The sequence below is a fragment of the Candidatus Methylomirabilota bacterium genome (genome assembly GCA_035709005.1).
Taxonomy (GTDB): domain Bacteria; phylum Methylomirabilota; class Methylomirabilia; order Rokubacteriales; family CSP1-6; genus 40CM-4-69-5.
On record DASTFB010000074.1, the window covers coordinates 23411 to 45468 of the forward strand.

Annotated in this window: 22 protein-coding genes; 4 read left to right on the forward strand and 18 right to left on the reverse strand. The window is 70.3% G+C overall.

Annotated elements, in window-relative coordinates; all coding sequences use genetic code 11:
- Positions 1 to 8: 8 nt before the first annotated feature.
- Positions 9 to 620: a cob(I)yrinic acid a,c-diamide adenosyltransferase gene (locus tag VFR64_12330; GenBank protein HET9490527.1), complete on the reverse strand. Its 612-nt coding sequence runs from the start codon at positions 618 to 620 to the stop codon at positions 9 to 11.
- A 65-nt stretch (positions 621 to 685) separates the two neighbouring features.
- On the opposite strand from VFR64_12330, the gene VFR64_12335 reads away from it, so the two are divergent.
- Positions 686 to 1867, forward strand: a complete 1182-nt coding sequence (locus tag VFR64_12335) for an MFS transporter (GenBank protein HET9490528.1) — start codon at positions 686 to 688, stop codon at positions 1865 to 1867.
- A 23-nt stretch (positions 1868 to 1890) separates the two neighbouring features.
- Here the strand turns inward: VFR64_12335 and VFR64_12340 are convergent, their stop codons facing one another.
- The 11 genes from VFR64_12340 to VFR64_12390 all read right to left on the reverse strand — a co-directional run bounded on the left by VFR64_12340 (position 1891) and on the right by VFR64_12390 (position 13845).
- Positions 1891 to 2181: a LapA family protein gene (locus VFR64_12340; GenBank protein HET9490529.1), complete on the reverse strand. Its 291-nt coding sequence runs from the start codon at positions 2179 to 2181 to the stop codon at positions 1891 to 1893.
- A 3-nt stretch (positions 2182 to 2184) separates the two neighbouring features.
- Positions 2185 to 3675: a UbiD family decarboxylase gene (locus tag VFR64_12345; GenBank protein ID HET9490530.1), complete on the reverse strand. Its 1491-nt coding sequence runs from the start codon at positions 3673 to 3675 to the stop codon at positions 2185 to 2187.
- A 108-nt stretch (positions 3676 to 3783) separates the two neighbouring features.
- The gene (locus VFR64_12350) at positions 3784 to 5640 is read right to left on the reverse strand and encodes a TRAP transporter permease (protein ID HET9490531.1); all 1857 of its coding nucleotides are present in this window, start codon (positions 5638 to 5640) and stop codon (positions 3784 to 3786) included.
- Positions 5633 to 7306: an amidohydrolase gene (locus VFR64_12355; GenBank protein HET9490532.1), complete on the reverse strand. Its 1674-nt coding sequence runs from the start codon at positions 7304 to 7306 to the stop codon at positions 5633 to 5635. Before VFR64_12355 ends, VFR64_12350 begins: the two co-directional genes overlap by 8 nt.
- Positions 7294 to 8271, reverse strand: coding sequence for a TAXI family TRAP transporter solute-binding subunit (locus VFR64_12360; protein ID HET9490533.1), 978 nt, complete (start codon positions 8269 to 8271; stop codon positions 7294 to 7296). The genes VFR64_12355 and VFR64_12360 overlap by 13 nt, the downstream gene beginning before the upstream one ends.
- On the reverse strand, positions 8268 to 9053 hold the full coding sequence (locus VFR64_12365; protein HET9490534.1) for a VOC family protein: 786 nt from the start codon (positions 9051 to 9053) through the stop codon (positions 8268 to 8270). Before VFR64_12365 ends, VFR64_12360 begins: the two co-directional genes overlap by 4 nt.
- Before the next feature lie 2 nt (positions 9054 to 9055).
- Complete coding sequence (locus tag VFR64_12370) at positions 9056 to 10078, reverse strand: LLM class flavin-dependent oxidoreductase (GenBank protein ID HET9490535.1); 1023 nt, start codon at positions 10076 to 10078, stop codon at positions 9056 to 9058.
- 5 nt (positions 10079 to 10083) lie between these two features.
- The gene (locus VFR64_12375) at positions 10084 to 10851 is read right to left on the reverse strand and encodes an enoyl-CoA hydratase-related protein (GenBank protein ID HET9490536.1); all 768 of its coding nucleotides are present in this window, start codon (positions 10849 to 10851) and stop codon (positions 10084 to 10086) included.
- Positions 10848 to 12389 carry an AMP-binding protein gene (locus VFR64_12380; protein ID HET9490537.1) on the reverse strand — a complete coding sequence of 514 codons (1542 nt, stop codon included), beginning with the start codon at positions 12387 to 12389 and terminating at the stop codon, positions 10848 to 10850. Before VFR64_12380 ends, VFR64_12375 begins: the two co-directional genes overlap by 4 nt.
- Positions 12386 to 13405, reverse strand: a complete 1020-nt coding sequence (locus VFR64_12385) for a zinc-binding dehydrogenase (protein HET9490538.1) — start codon at positions 13403 to 13405, stop codon at positions 12386 to 12388. Before VFR64_12385 ends, VFR64_12380 begins: the two co-directional genes overlap by 4 nt.
- On the reverse strand, positions 13402 to 13845 hold the full coding sequence (locus VFR64_12390; GenBank protein ID HET9490539.1) for a carbon monoxide dehydrogenase subunit G: 444 nt from the start codon (positions 13843 to 13845) through the stop codon (positions 13402 to 13404). The genes VFR64_12385 and VFR64_12390 overlap by 4 nt, the downstream gene beginning before the upstream one ends.
- Positions 13846 to 14025: 180 nt before the next feature.
- Here VFR64_12390 and VFR64_12395 point away from each other — a divergent pair, with 180 nt between their 5' ends.
- Positions 14026 to 14232 (forward strand): hypothetical protein, encoded by a 207-nt coding sequence (locus tag VFR64_12395; protein ID HET9490540.1) that lies wholly within the window; start codon positions 14026 to 14028, stop codon positions 14230 to 14232.
- Here VFR64_12395 and VFR64_12400 read toward each other — a convergent pair.
- From VFR64_12400 to recG, 5 genes are all read right to left on the reverse strand, one after another.
- A complete protein-coding gene (locus tag VFR64_12400) occupies positions 14220 to 15083 on the reverse strand; it encodes a Clp1/GlmU family protein (GenBank protein HET9490541.1) in 864 nt (287 codons plus the stop codon). The genes VFR64_12395 and VFR64_12400 overlap by 13 nt on opposite strands.
- Complete coding sequence (locus tag VFR64_12405; protein HET9490542.1) at positions 15084 to 16274, reverse strand: pyridoxal phosphate-dependent aminotransferase; 1191 nt, start codon at positions 16272 to 16274, stop codon at positions 15084 to 15086.
- A gap of 2 nt (positions 16275 to 16276) precedes the next feature.
- On the reverse strand, positions 16277 to 16774 hold the full coding sequence (gene coaD / locus VFR64_12410) for a pantetheine-phosphate adenylyltransferase (GenBank protein ID HET9490543.1): 498 nt from the start codon (positions 16772 to 16774) through the stop codon (positions 16277 to 16279).
- The gene (gene rsmD, locus VFR64_12415) at positions 16774 to 17367 is read right to left on the reverse strand and encodes a 16S rRNA (guanine(966)-N(2))-methyltransferase RsmD (GenBank protein HET9490544.1); all 594 of its coding nucleotides are present in this window, start codon (positions 17365 to 17367) and stop codon (positions 16774 to 16776) included. The genes coaD and rsmD overlap by 1 nt, the downstream gene beginning before the upstream one ends.
- 100 nt (positions 17368 to 17467) lie before the next feature.
- Positions 17468 to 19558 carry an ATP-dependent DNA helicase RecG gene (recG, locus tag VFR64_12420; GenBank protein HET9490545.1) on the reverse strand — a complete coding sequence of 697 codons (2091 nt, stop codon included), beginning with the start codon at positions 19556 to 19558 and terminating at the stop codon, positions 17468 to 17470.
- A gap of 64 nt (positions 19559 to 19622) precedes the next feature.
- On the opposite strand from recG, the gene rpmB reads away from it, so the two are divergent.
- A complete protein-coding gene (rpmB, locus tag VFR64_12425; protein ID HET9490546.1) occupies positions 19623 to 19814 on the forward strand; it encodes a 50S ribosomal protein L28 in 192 nt (63 codons plus the stop codon).
- 252 nt (positions 19815 to 20066) lie between these two features.
- On the opposite strand, the gene VFR64_12430 is transcribed toward rpmB, so the two are convergent.
- Positions 20067 to 21020 (reverse strand): type IV toxin-antitoxin system AbiEi family antitoxin, encoded by a 954-nt coding sequence (locus VFR64_12430; protein ID HET9490547.1) that lies wholly within the window; start codon positions 21018 to 21020, stop codon positions 20067 to 20069.
- A 284-nt stretch (positions 21021 to 21304) separates the two neighbouring features.
- On the opposite strand from VFR64_12430, the gene VFR64_12435 reads away from it, so the two are divergent.
- Entirely contained in the window at positions 21305 to 21976 is a 672-nt protein-coding gene (locus VFR64_12435) for a helix-turn-helix domain-containing protein (GenBank protein ID HET9490548.1), read from the forward strand.
- Positions 21977 to 22058: the final 82 nt, after the last annotated feature.

Consider the following 22058-nt stretch of genomic DNA (forward strand, 5'->3'; position numbering starts at 1 on the left):
CCGGCGGCTCACATCCGCGGGCGCGTGTGGCTCTGGAGTCCCCGCTCCCAGAGGTACTCGTGCTCGCCCATCCGTCGGGCCGCCCACCGGCCGAGGACGAAGAACGTGTCGCTGAGACGGTTGACGTAGGTGAGGACCCACTGATTGACGGGCTCTCGCCGGGAGAGCGCGAGAATCTGACGCTCGGCCCGGCGGCAGACGACCCGCGCCTGGTGCAGGAACGCGTTGACGCGGCCGCCACCGGGCAGGATGAACGAGCGCAGCGGCTCCAGCTCCTGCTGGCAACGGTCCATCAGCTGCTCGAGCGCCGTCACCTGCTCGGGCCCGGCCCGAACCATCCCCTCGTACTCCGCCTCGGGAGGCGTGGCCAGCTCGCTGCCCAGGTCGAACAGCTCGTTCTGGATCTTCCGCAGCACCTCGTCGAGCCAGCGGTGATGCTCACCCTCGGCCAGGCGCTCGGCGTTGAACGTGCGCGCGAGGCCCACGGCGGCGTTCAGCTCGTCGACGGTCCCATAGGCGGCGATCCGGGGCGAGTCCTTGGGTACCCGCTTGCCCCCGACCAGGGCCGTGTCGCCCTTGTCTCCGGTCCGCGTATAGACGCGAGTGATGCTGATGGGCATGGCGCCCCCCCTCTGAACAGGTATTCTACTTGAACGGCTCGGGCGCCTCGGGGATGATCGACGCTGTGACTTCCCGTGCGCGAGCGGTGCTGGCCCTGGCGTGCAGCATGCACCTCTTGCACGACGGCTTCTCGGACATCGTCTACGTGTTCCTACCTCTCTGGGCCACCGAGTTCGGCCTGAGCTTCGCCCAGGTCGGCGTGATCCGGACCGTCTACACCGGTGGCATGGCGGCCTTCCAGGTCCCCGCCGGGTTCCTGGCCGAGCGCTGGGGCGAGCGCCGACTGCTGGCTGCCGGCACGGCGCTGACGGCAGTGGGGTTCGTGGCGGCCGGCTGGGCCGGCGGCTTCGGCGCCCTGCTGCTGGTCCTGTTAATGGCCGGGCTCGGCTCCAGCGTGCAGCATCCGCTGGCTTCCTCCCTCATCTCCAAGGTCTATGAGGGCCGCGGACAGCGCGCGGCCCTGGGCACCTACAACTTTTCCGGGGACGTGGGCAAGGCCGGCGCCGCGGCGGTGATCGCGCTGGTGGCGGCCGCGGCGGGTTGGCGTACGGCCGGCGCGGCCTACGGCGCCCTGGGGCTCGTCGCCGCAGTCACGGTGTGGTTGGTCCTCAGCCGGCTGCGCGCCGGCGATGCCAGCCCGCCCACCGATGGCGACGGCGCACCGGTCCGCGGTTGGGGTATCCGCGACCCCCGGGGGTTCAGCGCCCTGTCCGGTATCGGCATGATCGACAACGCCACCCGCACCGGGTTCATCACCTTTCTGCCCTTCGTCCTGATGGCCAAGGGCTCCACGGTCGCGGGCGTAGGCACCGCGCTGGCGCTCCTGTTCGTCGGCGGCGCCGCCGGCAAGTTCCTCTGCGGGCTGGTGGCGGAGCGGGTGGGCGTGATTCGCACCGTAATCCTCACCGAGGCCGCGACGGCGGCCGGGATCGCGACGATCATCGTGGCGCCGCTCCCCCTGGCCCTCGTCACCCTGGTGCCGCTCGGCGTCGCCTTGAACGGCACCTCCTCGGTCCTGTACGGCACTGTGGCCGACCTCGTGATGGCCGAGCGGCGTTCCCGCGCGTACGGCCTCTACTACACCGTCACCGTCGGCTGCTCCGCCCTGGCGCCGACCCTCTACGGCCTGGTCGGCGACGCGGTCGGCGTCGGGCCTACGCTGGCGATCATCGCCTCGATCGTGCTGGCGACCTTGCCACTGTGCCTCGTCCTTCGTCCCGCCGTCGCGGCTCCGGCCAGCGCCTGACGGCACCGCGGCGGAGCAGCCGCTCAGGTCCTCACGGAAGGCGGCGGCGAACCGGGCGGCGGAGGCGGTGAGGGCTCGGCCGGAAGGGCGGTCTGCTGCTGGGCTCGGACCAGCCGTCGCCGGAGGCGCCAGACCTTGAACCAGGCGGGGATGCCCGCGGCCAGGACGCCGAAGCCGAACGAGGCCAGCACCACGGCGGCCACCGGAACGTCGGCGATCTGCCAGACCAGGAAGTTCACCGCGACGTGCTCGGTGTTCTGCATCGCGAACACGGCGACCGCGACGGCCACCACCGCCGTGACCAGGTAGCCCACCGCTCAGAGATCTCCCAGGCCGTACTCGGCCCAGCGCTCCCGCACCCGCGCCTCATCCTCGGGGGCCGGCCGCACGGTGGGCGGAAAGCGCTCATTGTCCCATTCCGGCCGGCGGGCGAACTTCCAGTTGCGGGTGGCGTCGATGAGCACGCGGTTCCAGAGGCCGCTGCCCAGCTGGGCCACGTCGCGGTCCTCCAGCGGGGTGCTGGGATCGATGGGCGAGCCGAAGCTGCCGGGGAAAACCACGATGCCCCCTTCCCCGGCGTTCACCCGGTGGGCGATGGCCCAGTCGACGTGCTCGTAGGACGACGGGTCGATGTCTTCCTCGACCACGATCACGTGCTTGTACCGGAACTGCGCGGCGCTCGCCCCCCACAGCGCGGCGGCGATCTGCTTGGGCTGCCCCTGGTAGTGTTTGGTGATCTGCACGTGGATGTTTACCCCGTTGGTGATGGGGGGCACGTACACGTCCCGGATGCCGGGGATGCCGGCGCCGGTGAGAATGGTCCAGGCGATGCCGGCCCGCTGGACCGACGACATCACGCTGTTCTCGCTGTAAGAGCCGGGCAGCGTGCCTTCCAGGCAGCCTCGGAAGATGGGGTCACGCCGGTGGCTGATGCAGGTGACCCGCATGGTCGGCCGCGGGGTGGGAAGGTCGGAGACGTAGCCGGTGAACTCTCCGAACGGTCCCTCCAGCTCCCACGTGGCCGGGTCGTCGCTGATGAAGCCCTCGATGACGATCTCCGCGGTGGCCGGAACCTCCAGGTCGACCGTCTCGCAGCGCACGAGCTGAGCGGGCTCGCCCCGATAGGCGCCCATCACGTCCCACTCGCAGACGCCCGCCGGGACCGGCGAGCCGGCCAGGAAAGGCATGATGGGGTCCCAGCCGATGACGCAGGCCACCGGCATCGGCTCCCCCCGGGCCGCGTACTTCACGAAGTGCTGGCCCCAGTGCTGGCCGCCCTTGATGAGGAGCATGGGCGCCGTGTGCTTCTGGCCGATCATGCCCCGGTAGATCCCGACGTTCATGACCCTGGTCTCGGGATCGCGGGTGACGATGCCGGAGAAGGTGTGGATGTAGCGGCCGCCTTCGCGGAAATGCCAGCGGGGGACGGGAAAGTCCGTCTGGTCCACGGCATCGCCGCGAACGACCACCTCCTTGACCGGCCCCGTGGGCACGGTCACTGGCGGGATCGTTTCCCGGTTCTTGTGCATCACGTACTGGACCAGCTCACGATTCGGGACGTCTTTGCCGAAGCCGAGCGCGAGGGCCAGTCGGCGACGGTCCCCGAGCCCACCCGTGAAGAGCTTGGTGCAGCGTCCGGTCTGGTACCCCCGGATGGCCTCGAACAGGAGCGCGGGGCCCTTCTTCTCCAGCACGCGCCGCGCGATGGCGCCGATCTCGCGGTCCCAGTCCACCTCGGCCTTGACCCGTCGCAGCTCCCCCTCCCGCTCGAGGAGCGCGATCCACTGCCGCAGATCCATGAACGCCATGCCTTCACCTCACCCCCGTCGCCGGTCCGGGAGAGCGACCGGCCGACAGGCGAACTATAACGGCAGCGCCCGGCTTTTTCACGGTCGGGCCGCCATCCCGCCGCCGGCTCAGCGAAGGGCCGGTGCGGCGGCCTGACGGCGCGCCAGCCGCTGGCTGAACAGCACGGCCAAGAGGCAGCCAGCCCCCACGAGGTCGCCGACCAGCCCCGGGAAGATCAGGAGCACGGCGCCCCCGAGCAGCGCCGCGCGCTCCCAGGGCCGGGTGGGCGCCCGCAGGTAGCCGATGACCCCCGCGCCCAGCATGAGGATGCCCAGCGTCGCGGCCACCGTCCGCAACGCGATCCCGACGGGTCCGGCGCCGATCAGCAGGAGGGCCGGGTCGTACGCGAACGAGAACGGGATGATGAAGCCCGACAGCGCGAGCGTCATCGCCTTCCACTGCGTTTCCCAGACGCTGGCCCGGGCGATGGCGGACGTCGCGTAGGCGGAGATGGCGGTCGGCGGCGTCAGGTCGGCCAGGATGCCGAAGTAGAAGACGAACATGTGCGCGACGAGCGTGGGGACGCCCAGCTGGACCAGGGCGGGGGCGGCCATGATGGACGTGATGATGTAGGTGGCCGAGGTGGGCAGGCCGGTGCCCAGCACGAGGGCCGCGATCATGGTCAACACCAGCGTGGCGAAGAGGCTGCCCTGCGCGATGCCCACGATCCCGGTGGCCAGCTTGAGTCCCAGCCCGGTGAGCGACACCACGCCGACCACGATCCCGACGGTGGCGCAGGCCAGCGCCACCGGCATCGCGTTCCGGGCGCTATCCCGGAGGACGGCCAGGGCGCCGGCAGGGCCGATGCGGGTCTCGCGCCGTATCCAGCTCATCATCACGGCGACCACCAGCGCCCAGAAGCCGGCAAACAGCGGGGAGCGGCCTTCCACCAGGAACCACAGCAGCACTGCCGGCCCGGCCAGCAGGTGCAGGTCTCGTCGAAGCACCGGGGCCAGGCGGGGCAGCTCGGAGCGCGGCAGGGTCGGCAGAGCCGTTCGCGCCGCCTCGAGGTGGACCATCATGCCGACCGCGATGAAATACAGCACGCCGGGGATCGCCGCCGACAGCGCGATGGTCGCGTACGGGACCCCAAGTGTCTCGGCCATGATGAAGGCCGCCGCGCCCATTACCGGCGGGATGAGCTGGCCGCCCATCGAGGACGTCGCCTCGACCCCGGCGGCGAACGCCGGCCGGTAGCCGGAACGGACCATCAGGGGGATGGTGAAGCTGCCCGTCGTCACCGCGTTGGCGATGGCGCTGCCATTCACCGTGCCAAAGAGCCCGCTGGAGATGACGGCAACCTTCGCCGCCCCGCCCTTGGTCCATCCGGCCACGGCCAGAGCCAGGTCGGTGAAGAAACGCAGCAGGCCCCCCTGTTGCATCACCGCGCCGAAGACCACGAACAGATAGATGAACGTCGCCGACACCAGGGCGGGGATCCCGAAGATGCCCTGCGTCGTCAGCATCTGCAGGTCGATCAGCTTGAGGGCGCTCACGCCGCCGTGAGAGAGGAAGCCGGGTAGCCAGGGTCCGAGGAACGCGTAGACGACGAAGACCAGCGCCAGGATCACCAGGGCGCTGCCGATGTGACGTCGCGAGGCTTCCAGCAAGAGCGCCACGAAGACCAGGCTGACGACCACGTCGATTCGCCAGGGGTCGTCCACCATCGCCATGCGGCTGGCCAGTCGCTCGTTGTGGACGACGAAGTGGGCCGCGCAGGCGAGCGCCAGCATGGCGGCCGCGCCATCCAGCCACCGCCGCCAGAGTCCCGGGGGGGCCTCCCCGGACGGCGTGAGGAATCCCACAGCGACGGCGAAGGCGACATGGACGGGGAGCTGGACGAGGAGGTCGAACATCCCGGCGTATGCCGTGTAGAGCTGGAACAGCGACCAGGCGACGGCCAGCCAGACCTGTGGGCTAAGCATCGCCGTGGACGATACGCCCGCCGACCATGGTGAGCCGGCAGGCGAGCGAGGCCATCTCTTCCAGCGGATGGGTGAGTGGATCCTGCTCCAGCACGGCCAGGTCGGCGCTGAAGCCCGGCGCGAGCACGCCGCGCTCGCGCTCGGCGAAGGTCACGCATGCGCCGCCCACGGTGAGGGCCCGGAGCGCCTCCAGCCGCGTCAGCCGCTCGCCGGGGCCCAGCACCTCGCCGGTCGTCATGTCGCGGCGGGCGACCGCGGCGGCGAAGGCCAGCCACGGGTCGGCCGGCTTGTTGTCGGTGGCCAGGCCGAAGGGGATGCGACGGCGAACGAGGCTCTTGTGCGGGATCAGGGTGTGGGCGGCGCCCCCGACCTTGCCCACCTCCTCGGCGGCCGAGCGCCACAGGTACGAGATGGGGTTGGTGGTGACCACGGCGCCCAGGCGCTCGAGGCGCGCCAGCTCGTCGGCGGTGCCCACGTTGAGGTGAACGGCCACCCACCGCAGATGCCGGATCGGCGTCTCCGCCGCGATCGCCTCCCAGGCGTCCAGCACGGCCGGCAGGCTCCGCGTGACCAGCGTGCTGACCCGCAGTCCGCGCCGCGCGGCCAGCCGCGCCTGCTCGCGGTACTCGGCGGGCGAGTTGGCGCTCTCCACGAAGCCCGCCCAGCCGGTGTACGGCTGGGCGGCATGCAGGATGCGCGCGACTTCGGGATCGCCGCCATAGTGCAGGCAGACCCCGCAGAGCCGCAGGCGGTCGTCGCCCACGCCGCGGCCCCCGGCCCAGGCCGCCCACTGCGGGATGACCCGGGCCGCCTCGTCGAGGTCATCCCAGGTGGGGCTCAGCGCCAGCGTGGCGCGCAGGACCAGCCGCCCGCGCTCGTGCGTCTCGCGGTAGACCGCGAGCACCTCCGGGGCGACGCCGTGCCCCTCGTATACCGCGGTGACGCCCCGCGCGGCGTAGCGACGCTGAGACTCCACCAGCGCCCGCAGGCGGTCGGCGTGGGTGAAGCGCGGCGCCTGTTTCATCAGCGTGAACTCGATCACCTGGATGAGGTTGTGCTCGACGAAGACCCCGGTGGGCTCGCCGGCCGCGTCTCTCAGGATGTCGATCGCCTTGGGCGCCACGGTGTCGCGGGTGATGCCGGCCCGCGCGAGCGCGGCGCTGTTGGCGACGGAATACACGGGCGGCTTGTTCCAGTAGCCCCAGATGCCCCGGATGTAGACGGGATGGTCCGGGGCGGCCCGATCCAGGTCGGCCCGCGTGGGCCAGCGCTTGTCCGCCAGTCCCCCGGCCTGGTTTAGGTAGAAAGGCGCGCGGCCTACCGGCATCGTGACGATCCACTCGCCCCGCGGCCTGCGCTTGGCACAACCGGCGATGACCCGCTGGATGTCCGCGATGGAGCGACACCGGGCGAGGCTCGGGCCGAGGCCCTTGAGACCCTCGCGATCGAGGTGGGCGTGGGCGTCGACGAGTCCCGGCATCACCGTGGCGCCCTTCAGATCGATCACGCGGGTGTGGCGACCGCGCCAGGGCCGGACGTCGGCCCCCGTCCCGACGGCGGCGATCCGGCCCCCGGCGACCGCCAGCGCCGCGGCCCGTGGGCGCCGGGGATCGAGCGTGAGAACGTGGCCGCTCTGGAGGATCCAGTCGGCCGCTATTTCATCCATCCTTTCTCGCGGTACGCCCGCGCGGCTCCCGGGTGCAGCGGGATGCCGACTTTCTCGGGCCGCCACGCGGTCTGGGGGTCGAAGGCGCTGAGGCCGGCGTGGCCGCGCACGAGGGCGTCCTTGCTCTCGATGAGGGTCTTGGTCACGGTGTAGGCCACCGGCTCCGGCAGGTCCTTGTTGGTGATCAGCACCGTGGGAAAGCCGACCGTGCGCACAGGCTCGCCCTGTTTCTTGAACGTGTCCGCCGGCATGGTGGACGGCGTGTAGCCCAGCGGGGCGAGCCGCTCGACGATCTCGGGCTCCAGGCCCAGGAACATCACGTCGGTGAAGCTGGCGATCTCCGACACGGACGGGTGCTTGGGCGTCACCACGGCCAGCAAGACGTCGGCGCGCCCGTCCTTGAACGCGTCGACGATGACGTTGTAGCCGACGTGGGTCGTCGAGCCGCCGGCCGCCTTGATGTCGGCGTACGAGAGCCCGTAGGCGTGCAGCAGTTGCCGGCCGCCGAACTCGCCCAGGGAGCCGACCGGCAGGGTGTAGATCTTGACGGGACGCTTCTTGTCCTTGATGTCGCGCAGCGACCGGATGTCGAGCTTCTTCTGGGCGACAGCCAGCAGATAGTAGGTGTCGAGGCCGCCGACCAGCCCCCGCAAGTTGTCGAGCTTGGTGTCGTAGGCCTCCGTGCCCTCGAAGGCCCAGCGGTTCGTCACCGTGAAGGACAGCCCCAGCGGCGTCTCGTTCCGGGCCACGAGCTTGGCGTTACCGACGCCGCCGGCGAACGGCTTGACGTCCACGTTGGAGCCGGGCGGCAGCGCCTTGCGGAGCAGGTCGGCCATAGTGGCCCCGTAGACGTACCAGGCGGTCCCGGCGTTGAGGCTGGCGAACGCGAGGGTCACGGGCTGCTGGGCCCCGACGGCCGTCACGCCCGCCGCCAGCGCCAGGATCAATGCGAGTATCGTCTTCATCGTGTCCCCTCCTCTGCAACGAGTGCGAGCCGGGCGCCCAGCGTCCGGCTCGGATCGAGTGGGCCCCGTTCGGCCGCCGTGGTCGTCAGCGTGGCCGCGAACGGGGAAGGACCGCGATCGGCCAGCCACCGGGTGAGCGGGCTGCCCGTCTCGCGGGGCGCCAGCACCTCCAGCGCGTGCGGGCCGATGGTGAACCGAACGCCGCCGGCGGCCAGGTCGGTCCGGAGGACGGGCTGGCCGGGGCGGCCCAGGGCCTCTTCGTACCATCGGCGCACAGCGGCGACGTCCTCGACGGCGATGGTCAGAACATCGATCCCCACGACCCCGTTGGCATGCCGGTGCTGCCCGGGCACGCGCTCCTCGCGCGGCGTCTCGTCCTGGATGAGGAACGGCACCACGCCCTTGGCATCGCGGGGAATGGAGAGCACCCATTGGAGCTGGTAGCCGTCGGGGCGAACCCGCGACAGCGGTGACGGGTCATCGATGGCGACACCGGCGCGCCGCCAGGCCGCGGTGTCGCCGAGCAGGTCGTCGGTCTGCATGCAGAAGTCCACGAGCCCGCCCCCCTTCTGGAGCGGCTGCCACCACTTGTGCCGGGGGCTTGGCTCGTAGAAGGAGATCAGCTCGAGGTAGGCGCCGTCCGCCAGCCCGATCAGAGCATTGTGGCTGCCCACCGGGTGTCGGCCGCCCGGCACGACGGTGAAGCCAAGCGCGCCGTAGTTTTTCTGGGCCAGATCCAGGTCGGGAACGGCGATGACGAGATGGTCGATCCCCCGCAGCATGGCTAGGCGCCTGGCCGCGGGGCATTGAAGGCCGGGGCCACCTCGCCCAGAAACCGCTTGAGCTGCCCGTTCTGGTCCCACGAGGTCAGCCGCAGGGCGACGTGGCCGAGGCCGGCATCCAGGTAGGCCCGGAGCTGCTCGATGCACTGCTGCGGTCCACCGGCCACCGTCCACCCTTCGACGAAGGCCGGGCTGAAGTTCGACGTGTAGTAGGTGTCGAGGAACCGCTTCGACTCCTCGAGCGCCGCCTGGCGGTCCTCGTTGATGTTGATGTTGTGATAGAGGGCACTGCCCAGCCGGGCGGGATCGCGGCCCTCCTCGCGGGCCATCCGGCAGATCTCCGCCCACTGCCGCCGGAACTCGTCCGGCGACACCTTGTTCGTCATCCAGCCGTCGGCGTACCGGGCGACCCGGCGGAAGCCGCGCTCCACCGCGGCCGCCGAGGCGCTGGCGCCGCCCTTCCAGGTGAGCCCGGTGGGGTTCGAGGCGATCCAGATGGGGCATGGCTGCTGGACGGGCCGCGGCTCCAGGGGGACGCCTTCGAAGCGGTAGAAGCGCCCGGCATGCGAGGCCGAGCGCCCATGGAACAGGGCGCGCAGAATCGTGATGCCCTCCTCGAGCCGGGCCACCCGCTCGCTCGACTGCACGCCCATCACCGCGTGCTCGAGGGCCTGGGCCCGGGATTGCTCATCGGGGCCCCCGAGGCAGACGGCCAGCCAGGTGCGGCCGCCGGAGAGCACATCGAGGCTGGCCCACTGCTGGGCGAAGAGCACGGGGTGGCGGTGCACGAAGGTCGCCAGGCAGCCGACCCCGAGCCGCACCCGCGACGTCGCCGCCGCCAGCGCCGAGAGCAGCGTCACCGACTCCAGCCGGGGCTTGGCCAGCAGGCTGTCACCGACCCACACGGCGTCGAAGGCGCCGGAGGCCTCGGCAGTTACGGTGAGATCGATCAGATCGCGGGCCTTGATCACGCCGAGCACGACGGCGCGGTTGGTCAGCGTGAGCCCGAACGGTGAACGCGCCATGGTCCTCACCTCCCCGTGAACTTGGGCGGTCGCTTCTCGAGAAAGGCCCGGATACCTTCCTCGTAATCGCCGGTCGAGCGCAGCCAGGCGTAGGCCTTGCGCTCCAGCTCCAGCGCCGTCTCCAGCGGGGCATCCGCGCCCCGATTGAGGACGGTCTTGAGGGTCCTGAGCGCCAGGGGGGCCCGCTCGGCCAGCTCGCGAGCGAGCCTCAGGACCGCCTCGTCGAGCTTGTCGTCGGCGACGGCCTCGGTGATGAGGCCCCAGGCCTCGGCCTGCCGGGCGGGAATGCGCTGGCCCGTCATCATGAAGAGCTTCGCCCGCGTCATGCCGATGAGGCGCAGGGCGCGCTGGGTGCCGCCGCTGCCCGGGATCATGCCCAGCCTGATCTCCGGGAAGGCGAACTCCGACCGCTGCGTGGCCACGCGGAAGTCGCAGGCCAGGGCCAGCTCCAGCCCCGCGCCCATCGTGAAGCCGTCGATGGCCGCGATCACCGGCTTGCGACAGCGTTCGGCCCAGGACAGCGTGTCGCCCCACTCCTCGAGAGCGGCCGGCGCCAGGGTCAAGAACTCGGCGACGTCGCCGCCGGCGCTGAAGGCCCGGCCGCCGGCGCCGCGCACCACCACCACGCGCACGGTGTCGTCGCGGTCGAGATCCCGGAACAACGCCGGGAACTCCTCGCGCATGGCCACCGTCATGGTGTTCATCTTGGGCTGGCGATCGATCCAGATGGTCGCGATGGGCGGCGTCTGCTCCACCTTGAGGAAGTCACTCATCGGGAGGGCTCCGTGTACCGGCCCTCGCGCAGCAGCCGGCGCAGGATCTTGCCCGAGGCCGTCTTGGGGATGTCGGTCACGAGCACGATCCGCCGGGGGCGCTTGAACCGGGCCAGCCCGGCGCCCTCCCGGCAATACTCGTCCAGCGCCGCCGGCGTCAGATCGGGCGCGGCCGGGACGACGAAGGCCACGACGCGCTCGCCCCACCGCTCGTCGGGCTCGCCCACCACCGCCACGTCGCGGACGCCAGGGTGCCGGGCCAGGGCTTCCTCCACCTCGACGGGATGGATGTTCTCCCCGCCGCTGATGATCATGTCGTCCACCCGCCCGGCGACGTAGAGCTCGCCCTCGGCATCCACGTATCCCATGTCGCCCGTGAAGTACCAGCCGCGGCGCAGCGCTCGGGCGTCGGCGTCGGGACGGTTCCAGTACCCGGCGAAGGCCTCCGGAGAATCGAGGCGGGCGATGATCTCACCCTTCTCGCCGGCCGGCACCACCTCGTCGGGCTCCACGCGGCGCTCCGTGCTGGCGCGGACCACCCGCAGAGCGGAGTGCAGACCCGGGCGCCCCGCGCAGCCCGGCTTGAGGTGCACGTCGGGCCGGACGGAGAACGTGTAGATCTCCGTGGAGCCGTAGTGGTTGACGAACACACGGGGCCGGAACGCCTTCAGGCACGCCTCCGTCAGCGGCGCCAGCATCGGCGCGCCCGCATAGGCCAGCTTGCGCACCGAGGCCACGTCGGTCCGGGCCAGCTCCGGCGCGTGCACGAGATCGTAGAACAGCGTGGGAATCAGATAGAGGGCGCTCAGCCGCTCGTGCTCGATCAGCCGTAACGCGTGAGCCGCGGCCCAGTCCGCCTGACAGACGAAGCAGCCGTTGACGGCGACCATGCTGGTGAGCGCGTGAATGCCCATCGTGTGATAGAGCGGCATCACGCCCAGGGTGCGTTCCCCCCACTCGTAACCGCACTGGACCACGTGGGCCAGCGTCCCCGCGTAGTGATTGCGGTGGGTACGCGGCACGCCCTTGGGGCGACCGGTGGTGCCGGACGTATAGAGGATCAGCGAGAGGTCGGCGTCCATGGGCGCCGGGGGCCGCGCCGCCGCCGTCTCGTCCGAGAGCTGGGCAAAGGTGAGCTCGCCGGCCGCGGCCTGGGAATCCACGGCGATCAGGCGGACGTCGAGGCCCCGGGCCGCCTCGCGCACGCTCGGGGCCGTGGCGGCCTCGAACAGCGCCACCCGGGCCTGCGAGTCGTCGAGCAGGTAGGCGAGGTCCCCCGGCGTCGACCGGAAGTTGACGGGGACCGGCACACCCCCCAGGCGCTGCAAGGCCCAGTACGCGAGCACATGCTCCAGGCGGTTCTTGAGCACGAGCAGCACACGGTCGCCGCGGCCAAGGCCCAGCCGGCTCAGGCCTCGCGCCAGGGCAGCGGTCCCGTCGCCCAGCTCGGCGTAACTCAGCCGTGTGTCCCCGTCGACGACCGCGTCAGCGCCCGGATGTCGCAGCACCGCGCGCTCGAGCAGGCTGGCCAGGGTCACGGGACGAGGATGACCTTGCCCTTGTTCTTGCGGTCCAGCACGTACTGCACCGCGGCCGGGGCGTCGGCGAGCGGGAAAGTACGGTCGATCACCGGCCGGAGCCGCCCGGCCACGACGTGATCCAGGATCGTGCGCAGCTCGAGGATGGTGCCCAGGTTCGTCCCCACGATCGTGAGGTTCTTGGAGTAGACGTGGCGCAGGTCGAGCCGACCCCAGTGCGTGTCGTGAGAGCCGATGGAGACCAGCGTGCCGAGCCGGGTGAGGGCGTACGTGGATCGCTCGAAGGTCTCGCCGCCGATGTGCTCCACGACCACGTCCACGCCCCGCTTGGCCGTCCAGCGCCGAACCTCCTCGACGAAGTCCTGCCGCCGGTAGTTCACCACGTGCTCGGCGCCCAGCCCGCGGGCGAACTCGATCTTGTCGTCGCTGCCCACCGTGGTGATCACACGGGCCCCGGCCAGACGGGCGATCTGGATGGCCGCGCTGCCGACTCCGCTGCCGGCGGCCTGGACCAGCACGGTCTGTCCGGGCCGGAGGGCCGCCTTCACCACCAGCGCATGCCACGCGGTGAGCATGGCCAGCGGCAATGCAGCGCCGGCTTCGAAGGAGAGCCCGTCGGGCAGCGGCAGGACGTTGGCCGTCGGCACTTTCACCAGTTCGGCGTAGCCGCCGTCCTTGTGGGCGCCGAGATAGCCGTAGCGCAGGCACACCGTTCGTTCCCCGCGCAGACAGAACTCGCACTGGCCGCAGGACAAGCCGGGGAAGACGACGACCCGCTGGCCCCGAGGATGCCCCCCGGCCGCGGCCTCCAGCGTACCGGCGACCTCGCAGCCGTTGATGTGCGGCAGGCCCTCGGGCGGCGGGAAACGGCCGTCGAGCAGCAGCATGTCGACCTGGTTCAGCGCGCAGGCCCGGACCCGCACGAGCGTCTCGCTGGGGCCGGGGACGGGATCGCGATGGTCGTCGTAGATGATCTTGTCGGCGCCGCCGTGCTCCTTGAAGAAGGCCGCTTTCATGAACCGGCCTGGAGGAGTTGGCTCATACGACTGAAAAACTGGTCGGCCAGCATCTTGGACACGCCGCCCAGCATCCGCTGGCCGACGCCGGCGATGAGGCCCCCCACCTGGACGTCGGCGTTGTAGCTGACGCGCGTGCCGTTCTCGATGTCGCTGAGGGAGATCAGCGTCTCGCCGCGCACGAACCCGGGACCGCCGCTGCCCTCGACCATCATCCGGTACGAGTTGGGCGGCGCTTTGTCGGTGATCTTCACCTTGCCTTCGAAGGTGCCCTTCACCGCAGCGACGCCGATCTTCATGGTCGCCTTGAACTCGTCGTTGCCGATCGCCTCGAGCTTCTCGCACCCCGGGATCGCCTGGCGCAGCTGCTCGGGATCCAAGAACGCATCCCACACCTTCGCGCGCGGCGCAGGCACGTCGTGTGCACCTTCGATCTTCATCCGACTCTCCTTGTCGGAACGGGCGTTCCGGAACGCTTAGTGTATCAAGATGAGCGCTGCGTGGCACTGGCCTTGCAGCGTGGTGAGGCCGGGCCTCAGGCAGGCCCAGGAGGGCAATCTGATGAAAAGATTTCTCATCGGCATAGTCGCGCTCTTCGCAGGCGCGAGCCTCGTGGCTGGTTGTTCCGAGTCGCCGAACGACCGCATGGGCGGAGAGCGAAGCGATCGTCCACCGGCGGCATCGCCGCCGACGACGACGTCGCCGCCTACGATGACATCACCGCCGTCCACCACGACTCCATCGACCGGTTCGCCGTCGACCTCGCCATCGGGTTCTCCGCCGAGCCCGTCGGGCGGAACCACCAAATAGCCGCTCAGGCGGGGTAGGACTCCCTGCCGATCACTACCGCGGCGACCCTGGCCTCGGAGATCGGCGTGTCGACGTGCAGCGCCCCGGCGTCGATTCCGCGCACGATCCCGAGGCCGAGGGTCGCCCGCGTCGTATCGAGCAACCCGATCAGCGTCCCCTCCGCCAGCGAAGTGTTGGGGCCCGGCACCACCACCGCGCCACCCGAGTCCGTCACGCACACGCGGGTCAACGACAGCGTGATCCGGCGCGCCGGGGCGAAGTAGTCGTCGAGCCGCCGTTTCCGGTGGCGACGGCGGTCCTCCTGGCTGCGGGGGCGCGCGGCCGACCCCGCCGGCACACGCATCACGACCGGCCGCGTCGCGCCCGCGTAGGCGGCGACGATGTGGCCACACTCCCCGGCGCGCTCCAGGCAGATGACGAGGTCGGGGTCGGTCACTTCGATCTTGGCCTGCTTGAGCGCGCGCCCGAGCGGACCGCTGATCAGCCCACTGGTGTCGATGACGATGCGCCTGAACTGTCCGCGTCGCGCGCGGTCGAGCATGCGCCGCGTGCCGACGATCACGCGCAGCAGATGACGGGCCGGCGAGGTCACGCCGACGAAGTACAGGGCCACGACGTCGGCGTCGGCCAGGCGGCCGAGCCGGCGACGGACGCGACCCAGACCGATCGTCGTCGGCGGTCCGATCTCCGACTGGCCGAGGTCGGCATCGATGACGGCAACGCCCAGGCGGCGGGCGCGAAGGCTGTTGGCGATCGTGGTGACGAGCGTCGTCTTGCCGGTGTCGCTCTCGCCGACGACCATCGTCACCCCGGCCCTGGCCGCGCGCCGGACGGCCTCGCGCCATTCGGCAGGGACGACGACGACCAACTACTCGAGCGTGCGCAGGGCGCGGTCCATCCGGGCCAAACCTTCGCGGATCAGTTCGGCGCTGGTCGCGTACGACAGGCGGATGTGGGCGTCCGAGCCGAAGTCGAGGCCGGGCACCACGGCCACGCGCCCCTGCTCGAGCAGAAACTCGGCCACGTCGAGGGAGGAGGCCAGCCCCTTGTCGGCGGCCGTGCGCCGCCCCAGGAGCCCGGCGACGTTGGGAAAGGCGTAGAAGGCCCCTTTGGGCATCACGCAGCGGACACCGGGCAGCGCGTTGAGCCCGGCGATGATGATCCGGCGCCGTCGATCGAACTCGGCGGCCATCCTGGCCACGTCGTCCTGAGGCCCGGTCAACGCCTCCACCGCCGCCCACTGAGCGATCGACGCGGGATTCGAAGTGACCTGGCTCTGGACGTTGGTCATGGCGCGGATCAGCTCCCGGGGGCCGGCCGCGTAGCCGATGCGCCAGCCGGTCATGGCGTAGGCCTTGGAGCAGGTGTTGACCACCAGGGAGCGGGCCTTGATCTCCGGCCCCAGCTGGGCGATGGAGGCGTGGCGTCCCTCGAAGGTGAGGCTCTCGTAGCACTCGTCGGAGATCACCCAGAGTCGGTGCTCGACGGCCAGCCGCGCAACGGCCTCCAGCGCCGGGCGAGAGAAGACGGCGCCCGTCGGGTTGTTCGGGCTGTTCAGGATGACCGCCTTCGTGCGAGGCGTCAGGGCGGCGGCCAGGCGGGCGGGCTCGAGGTCGAAGCCCGCGTCCTCGTCGGTGGGCACGGGCACGGCCACCGCCCCGATCAGCGCAATCTGCTCGGGGTAGGACACCCAGTAGGGCCGCGGCACCAGCACCTCGTCACCGGGATTGAGCAGGGCCACGGCGGCGTTGAACAGGGTGTGCTTGGCCCCGACCGAGACGAGGATGTGGTCGGGATCGTAGTCCAGCCCGTTGTCTCGTTTGAACTTCGCGCACACCGCGGCCTTCAACTCCGGGATGCCGCCGACCTCCGTGTACTTGGTCTGCCCGCTCCGCATGGCCTCGATGGCGGCCTCTTTGATGCGCGGCGGCGTGTCGAAGTCGGGCTCGCCGGCGCCGAAGGAGATGACGTCGATGCCCTGCGCGCGCAGCGCTTTGGCCCGGGCCTGGACGGCGAGCGTCGACGACGGGGCCAGCGTCTTGATGCGCTCGGCGAGCACGGTCAGGCGGAGGCCTTGGGCGGGAACTTCTCGGCCAGCCGCTTCTCGACGACCGGCGGAACCAGCCCGGCCACCGCGGCGCCGTAGCTGGCCACTTCCTTGATCAACCGCGAGGAAATATAGGTATACCGCTCGTGGGGCATCAGGAACACCGTCTCCACGGTGCTGGACAGCTTGCGGTTCATCAGGGCCATCTGGAACTCGTACTCGAAGTCAGAGACGGCGCGAATGCCCCGGACGATGCAGTCGGCCCGCTCGCGCGCCACGAGGTCGATGAGCAGCCCGTCGAAGGCCACGATCCGAAAGTTGTTCTTCAGCTCGGCGGTGGCCTCGTCGATCATCTCCATCCGTTCCTGCCCGGAGAAGAGCGGCTGCTTGGCGGGATTGGCGACCACGGCGACGATGAGCTCGTCGAAAATGCGAAGGCTCCGCTGGATGACATCGATGTGGCCGTTGTGGATCGGATCGAACATCCCCGGATACACGGCGCGCTTGGCCACTAAAGATCTCCCGGCGGCGGCGGTTCGGACGGGGCATCGTAGGCTGGCCCCCGAAAGAAAGTCAAGGTTGTCTCCCCGAATCGCCGCGCCCGCAGGACGCGCAGCACGCCGACCTCGGCGCTCGGCGGCCGCTTGGTGAGGTGCTGGACGATCACGAACGCCGGCGGCGACAGGAGCCGGCCCGCCCCCAGCGTCTTCAGGACCGCCGAAGCCAGCTCCGACTCGTAGGGAGGATCCAGGAACACCACACCGAAGCGCTCCTGCTGGCGCTCCAGCCGGCTCAGCGCCCGACGCACGTCGATAGGCAGGATCCGGGTCGCCGAGGCCAGTCCCAGGGTGGCGACGTTCCGGCGGAGCGCGTCCACGGCCCTGGCGTCGTGCTCCACGAGCGTGGCCTGAGCGGCGCCGCGCGACACGGCCTCCAGCCCGACCGCGCCGGCGCCGGCGAACAGATCCAGGAACCGGACACCGGCGAGCCAGGGCGTCAAGGTGTCCATGAGCGCGATGCGCACCTGATCGGCCGTCGGGCGCGTGGTGGACCCGCGCGGCGTGACCAGACGGCGTCCCTTGAACGCGCCGGCGACGATTTTCATTGAACAGGGTGCGGGCACCCGGGCTTCGCCACGCCCGTGCCCCGCCGCAATCGCCCGCGAGGTTGTTCCGTTACTCGGCCCGAGTCGCGATCATCCACGGTCAGCCGACCGAGGCCAGGGCGAGCTTGCCGCGCCAGCGGGCGAGCAAGCCTTCGCGCAGGGCGCGGTGCTCCGGGTTCCGCAAATCGGGGTCGACGGCCACCAGAGCCTGGGCCTCGCGTCGCGCCTCCTCGAGCAGCGGCGCGTCCCGCAGCAGGTCGGCGACGCGGAACTGGGGCAAGCCCGACTGGCGGGTGCCGAAGAACTCGCCGGGCCCGCGAAGCTGCAGATCGACTTCGGCGATACGGAAGCCGTCCTGGGTGGCCACCATGGCCTCGATCCGGCGGCCAGCGTCGTCGGTAAGGTGGCCGGCGTGGAGCAGGATGCAGTAGGACTTCCAGGGCCCGCGCCCCACGCGCCCGCGTAGCTGATGGAGCTGGGACAGCCCGAAGCGCTCGGCGTGCTCCACCAGCATGACGGACGCGTTGGGCACGTCGATGCCCACCTCGATGACGGTGGTGGAGACGAGCACGTGGATCTCGCCGGCCTTGAACCGGCGCATGATCCCCTCTTTCTCCTCGAAGCCCAGGCGCCCGTGCAGGAGGCCGACGCTGAGATCGGGAAAGACCTCGCGGGCCAGACGGCGGGCCATGTCCGTGGCTGCCTTGAGGTCGACCGCCTCCGACTCCTCGACCAGGGGATAGACGACGTACACCTGCCGTCCCCCCTTCACCTGCTCGCGCAGAAACCGGTAGATCTCGCTGCGCTTGGTCTCCGTCCGCGCGACGGTCTTCACCGGCCGGCGACCCGGGGGCAGCTCGTCCAGCACGCTCACGTCGAGGTCCCCGTACAGGGTCAGGGCCAGCGTCCGCGGGATGGGGGTCGCCGTCATGACCAGGAGGTCCGGCTGCTCGCCCTTGGCCTTGAGCCGCGCGCGCTGGGCCACCCCGAAGCGATGCTGCTCGTCCACCACGGCCAGCCCCAGCCGGCGGAACTCCACGGCCTCCTGCACGAGCGCGTGAGTGCCGATGACGCAGGCGATGCGACCGGCGGCCACCTCGGCGCCGCGATCGGCGCGCTCACGCGCCTTCACCGATGCCGTCAACAAGGTAGTGGGAATGCCGAGGGGCTCGAGCAGTCGCCGGAACGTCAGGAAGTGCTGCTCGGCCAGGATCTCGGTCGGGGCCATGACGGCCGCCTGATGTCCAGCCTCCACGGCGGTGAGCACGCCGAGCGCGGCCACGACCGTCTTGCCCGACCCCACATCGCCCTGCAGCAGTCGGTGCATGGGTGCCGCCGCCGCCATGTCGCGGCGGATCTCCTCCCAGACGCGCTCCTGCGCGCCCGTGAGCGGCCACGGCAAGGCCGCCCGCAGCCGGGCCACCAGGGTTCCTGGCGGGTCCATGACGATGCCGCGCGCGCGCGCCGCACGGGACTTGAGAATGGCCAGCCCCAGCTGAAGAAACAGGAAATCGTCGAAGGCGAGGCGCCGCCGGGCCGCCGCCTGCGCCTCTTCGGTCTCCGGGAAGTGCCCATCGCGGATAGCGACCGGCAACGACACCAGCCGTCGCCGCCGGCGCACGGGCTCGGGAAGGATTTCCGGGACGTCCCCGACGAACCGCTCCACCAGGCTGCTCATGAGCCGGCGCAGCGGGCGCTGGGTGAGCCCCTCGGTCGTCGAGTACACGGGAACCAGGCGGCCCGTGTGCAGCCGGTCCTCGTCGTCGTTGTCGACGATCTCGAAGTCGGGATGCTGGAGCGTGATGACGCCGCGGAACCGGCCCACGCGGCCGTGCAGGACCAGGCGCTGGCCGCGCTTGAGGACCCGCCCCAGATACGCCGCCCGGAACCAGCTCGCCGTGACGAAGCCGCTGTCATCACGCAGGACGGCTCGGAAGGGCACCCCCGGGCGCCCGGGTGGCGGGGGGCTCAGTCCGACGATCACGCCGGAACAGGTCTGGGCCTGTCCGGGCTGGAGCTTCTGGAACAGGGTGAGCCGCGTGCGATCCTCGTGGCGCAGGGGCACGAAGAACAGGGCGTCTTCCACGGTGTGGAGCCCTTTTCTGGCCAACAGCGCTGCCCGATGCGGCCCTACGCCTTTGAGATACTGCAGCGGCGTGGCGATAGCCGCCGCGGGCGATGTTTGCGTCATCCCGTGGGCCATGCTATAAGCAGGGGCTGCCGTACGGCGACCGATTCATACCCGAGGGGTAACCATGGCTCAGCGGTGCGACGTCTGCGGGAAAGGGCCCGCGGTCGGCAATAGCGTCAGCCACGCGCACAAGCTCACGCGGAGGCGCTGGCTGCCCAACCTTATTTCGATGCGGGCCATGGTCGCCGGCAAACCGCAGCGCGTTCGCGTGTGCACTCGCTGTCTCAAGGCGGGCAAGGTCACCAAAGCTATTTAAAGCACCAGGGGCACAAACGGGAGGGGGCTTTCGCCCCCTCCCGGTCCAGTTGCAAGGTGGGAGGCCGCCACCCCCCACCAGGGGCACAACCCTACTTCTTCTTTTTGCCGGCCTTTTTCTTCTTGGCCATGTGCGCTCTCACCTCCTCTCGCCGTGGAGTGCTCGTCGGCTCTTGTTGTCGGCCTTACTTCTTCTTCTTCTTGGCCGCCTTCTTCTTGGCCATGGACGGGTTCACCCCCCTTCCTCTCACCCTCAGTAGCCCATCGCTTCGCGGCGCAGATGCTCGGCCTGCTCCGCCCCCCTGCGCTCGTAATGCAGGAGGTCGACGTAGAGCTGGGGCAGGCACACGACCTTGAGGCCGGCCTTCTCCAGCGCTCCGTGGAAGACGCCAGGATCGTAGGGGGTGAGCAGGTACAGCCCTCCCTCCCCCTCCGTAGTCGGCCGCAGTCCCAGGGCCGCGGCCACCGGGGCCGGATCACCTTCCAGGTAGCAATGCACAGCCGGGATCCGGATGTGCGGCGCCACCAGGGAGAGCCCGGCATTGAGCGAAAAGGCGTAGCGCTGGCCCGCCGCCGTGGCGGCTCGGGCCACCTCGCCCATGAACGTGCGGGTGACGCGCGCGGGCACGAAGTAGGACGAGAGCTCGTTCTCCCGATAGGTGTAGGACTCGCCCCAGTTCTCCAGCAGGTCGGCGGGCTTGGCGAGCCGGATCCGCTGCCGATCGTCGTGCTCGACCCAGGCCAGCTCCTCGAGGCGCTTGATGACGTTGTGCGAGTGGCCCAGGCTGACCCCGGCGGCCCGGGCCAGCTCCTCCAGCTTCCAGGCGCGCCCGGGCTCGGCGAGAAGAACACGGACCACGCGGGTCGCCCGCGGCGCGAACAGCGACCGGAGGGGGCGGGTCGACGGCCGGATGTTCCGCTTGCCCTCCTTCTCGATATGGACGTTCTCCAGGGCGAGGTAGCAGTTGCCGGACAGATCGATGTAGCCGAGGTTGTTCGACTTGAGGATGCGAGCGCTCTGCGGGCCGATGTACACGGCGGTAGCCATCGGATAGGCCGAGGGCAACTCCCTGCGGAGCTCGCTCAGCCGCGTGACGGCAGCCCGGATCTGCCGGGGCTGCCCCAGGGAGCAGACCTCAAGCACCAGGCGGTGCTCCTGCTCGCCGAGCCGGAACGTGACCTGCAAGTCCGCGGTCTGGTTGCCCACCTGTACATCGGTTGCTTCCGACCAATCCTTTGCTCTCGGGAAGATTTCCCGCAGCCGTTGAGCCGCCTGCCGCCGAATCTCCCCGGATTTCAGCATGTTTCGCTTGCCCCATCCCTTTCAGCATCTGCTGAAACCATAAGGAATGTTGAAAGTGGCTGTCAAGAGGAAAGTTTTCGGCGTGGCCTAGAACACTCCGGGAGTTGGACCTGACACCCGACGCGGCAGTGGCGAAATCCGAGGGCATCCAGAGTTGTTAAAACGAATCATGTGGTAGCTTTTAAGAAGTGCTGCTACTCTCGGACGCATTGGCCCACTTCCGCTATCCGCAATTCTGCGCCCTGGCCCGGGCGGCCGAGGTCGTGGGCGAGCGCTGGACGATGCTCGTCGTCCGCGAGCTGCTGCTGGGGCCGCGGCGGTTCAGCGACCTGCGTGAGCGGCTGGACGGCATCAGCGCGAGCGTCCTGACCGAGCGCCTCGCCCGCCTGGAGTCCGGGGGCCTCGTTGTCCGGCGCGCCCTGGAGCGCCCGGCCCCGGCGGTCGTCTACGAGCTGTCCGAGACGGGACGCGGCCTGCAGCCCGCCGTGTCCGCGCTGCTGCGGTGGGGAGCGCGGTTCCTGCTGCCGGCTCGTCCCCGGGAGCGGGTGGAAGCCGACTGGCTGCGGCTGGCCTTGAGCGCGTGTGCGCGGCGGGAGCCGACCCTGGAGCGCGCATTTGTCCTGCGCATCCGGGACCGGCGCGTCGAGGTGCTCCTGAGCGTGGTCGGTGGGCCGGGCGGCACCCGCGTGAGCGACCAGATCGAACCGTCCGGCGTCACGGTCGTCGCCGACCCGGCGACGTTGTGGGCCCTGATCAGCGGGACCTTGAGCGCCCGGGTGGCCCAACGCGAGCGGCGGGTCGAGCTGACCGGCGACGCGCAGGCCCTGGAGGCGTTGCCCGCCCTGTTCGAGGTCGGCTAGTCGCCCTGCCCTTCCGATCTCCCGTGCGCCGCGCGCCAGGCCGCTCAGCGCCGGCAGGAGTCGGTGATATATTCCCCCAGTC

Coding starts and splice junctions, on each gene's coding strand:
- VFR64_12330 (HET9490527.1), bottom strand. CDS start 620: ATGCCCATCAGCATCACTCGCGTCTATACGCGGACCGGAGACAAGGGC.
- VFR64_12345 (HET9490530.1), bottom strand. CDS start 3,675: ATGGCGTTCATGGATCTGCGGCAGTGGATCGCGCTCCTCGAGCGGGAG.
- VFR64_12350 (HET9490531.1), bottom strand. CDS start 5,640: ATGCTTAGCCCACAGGTCTGGCTGGCCGTCGCCTGGTCGCTGTTCCAG.
- VFR64_12355 (HET9490532.1), bottom strand. CDS start 7,306: ATGGATGAAATAGCGGCCGACTGGATCCTCCAGAGCGGCCACGTTCTC.
- VFR64_12360 (HET9490533.1), bottom strand. CDS start 8,271: ATGAAGACGATACTCGCATTGATCCTGGCGCTGGCGGCGGGCGTGACG.
- VFR64_12365 (HET9490534.1), bottom strand. CDS start 9,053: ATGCTGCGGGGGATCGACCATCTCGTCATCGCCGTTCCCGACCTGGAT.
- VFR64_12370 (HET9490535.1), bottom strand. CDS start 10,078: ATGGCGCGTTCACCGTTCGGGCTCACGCTGACCAACCGCGCCGTCGTG.
- VFR64_12375 (HET9490536.1), bottom strand. CDS start 10,851: ATGAGTGACTTCCTCAAGGTGGAGCAGACGCCGCCCATCGCGACCATC.
- VFR64_12385 (HET9490538.1), bottom strand. CDS start 13,405: ATGAAAGCGGCCTTCTTCAAGGAGCACGGCGGCGCCGACAAGATCATC.
- VFR64_12390 (HET9490539.1), bottom strand. CDS start 13,845: ATGAAGATCGAAGGTGCACACGACGTGCCTGCGCCGCGCGCGAAGGTG.
- rsmD (HET9490544.1), bottom strand. CDS start 17,367: ATGAAAATCGTCGCCGGCGCGTTCAAGGGACGCCGTCTGGTCACGCCG.
- recG (HET9490545.1), bottom strand. CDS start 19,558: ATGACGCAAACATCGCCCGCGGCGGCTATCGCCACGCCGCTGCAGTAT.
- rpmB (HET9490546.1), top strand. CDS start 19,623: ATGGCTCAGCGGTGCGACGTCTGCGGGAAAGGGCCCGCGGTCGGCAAT.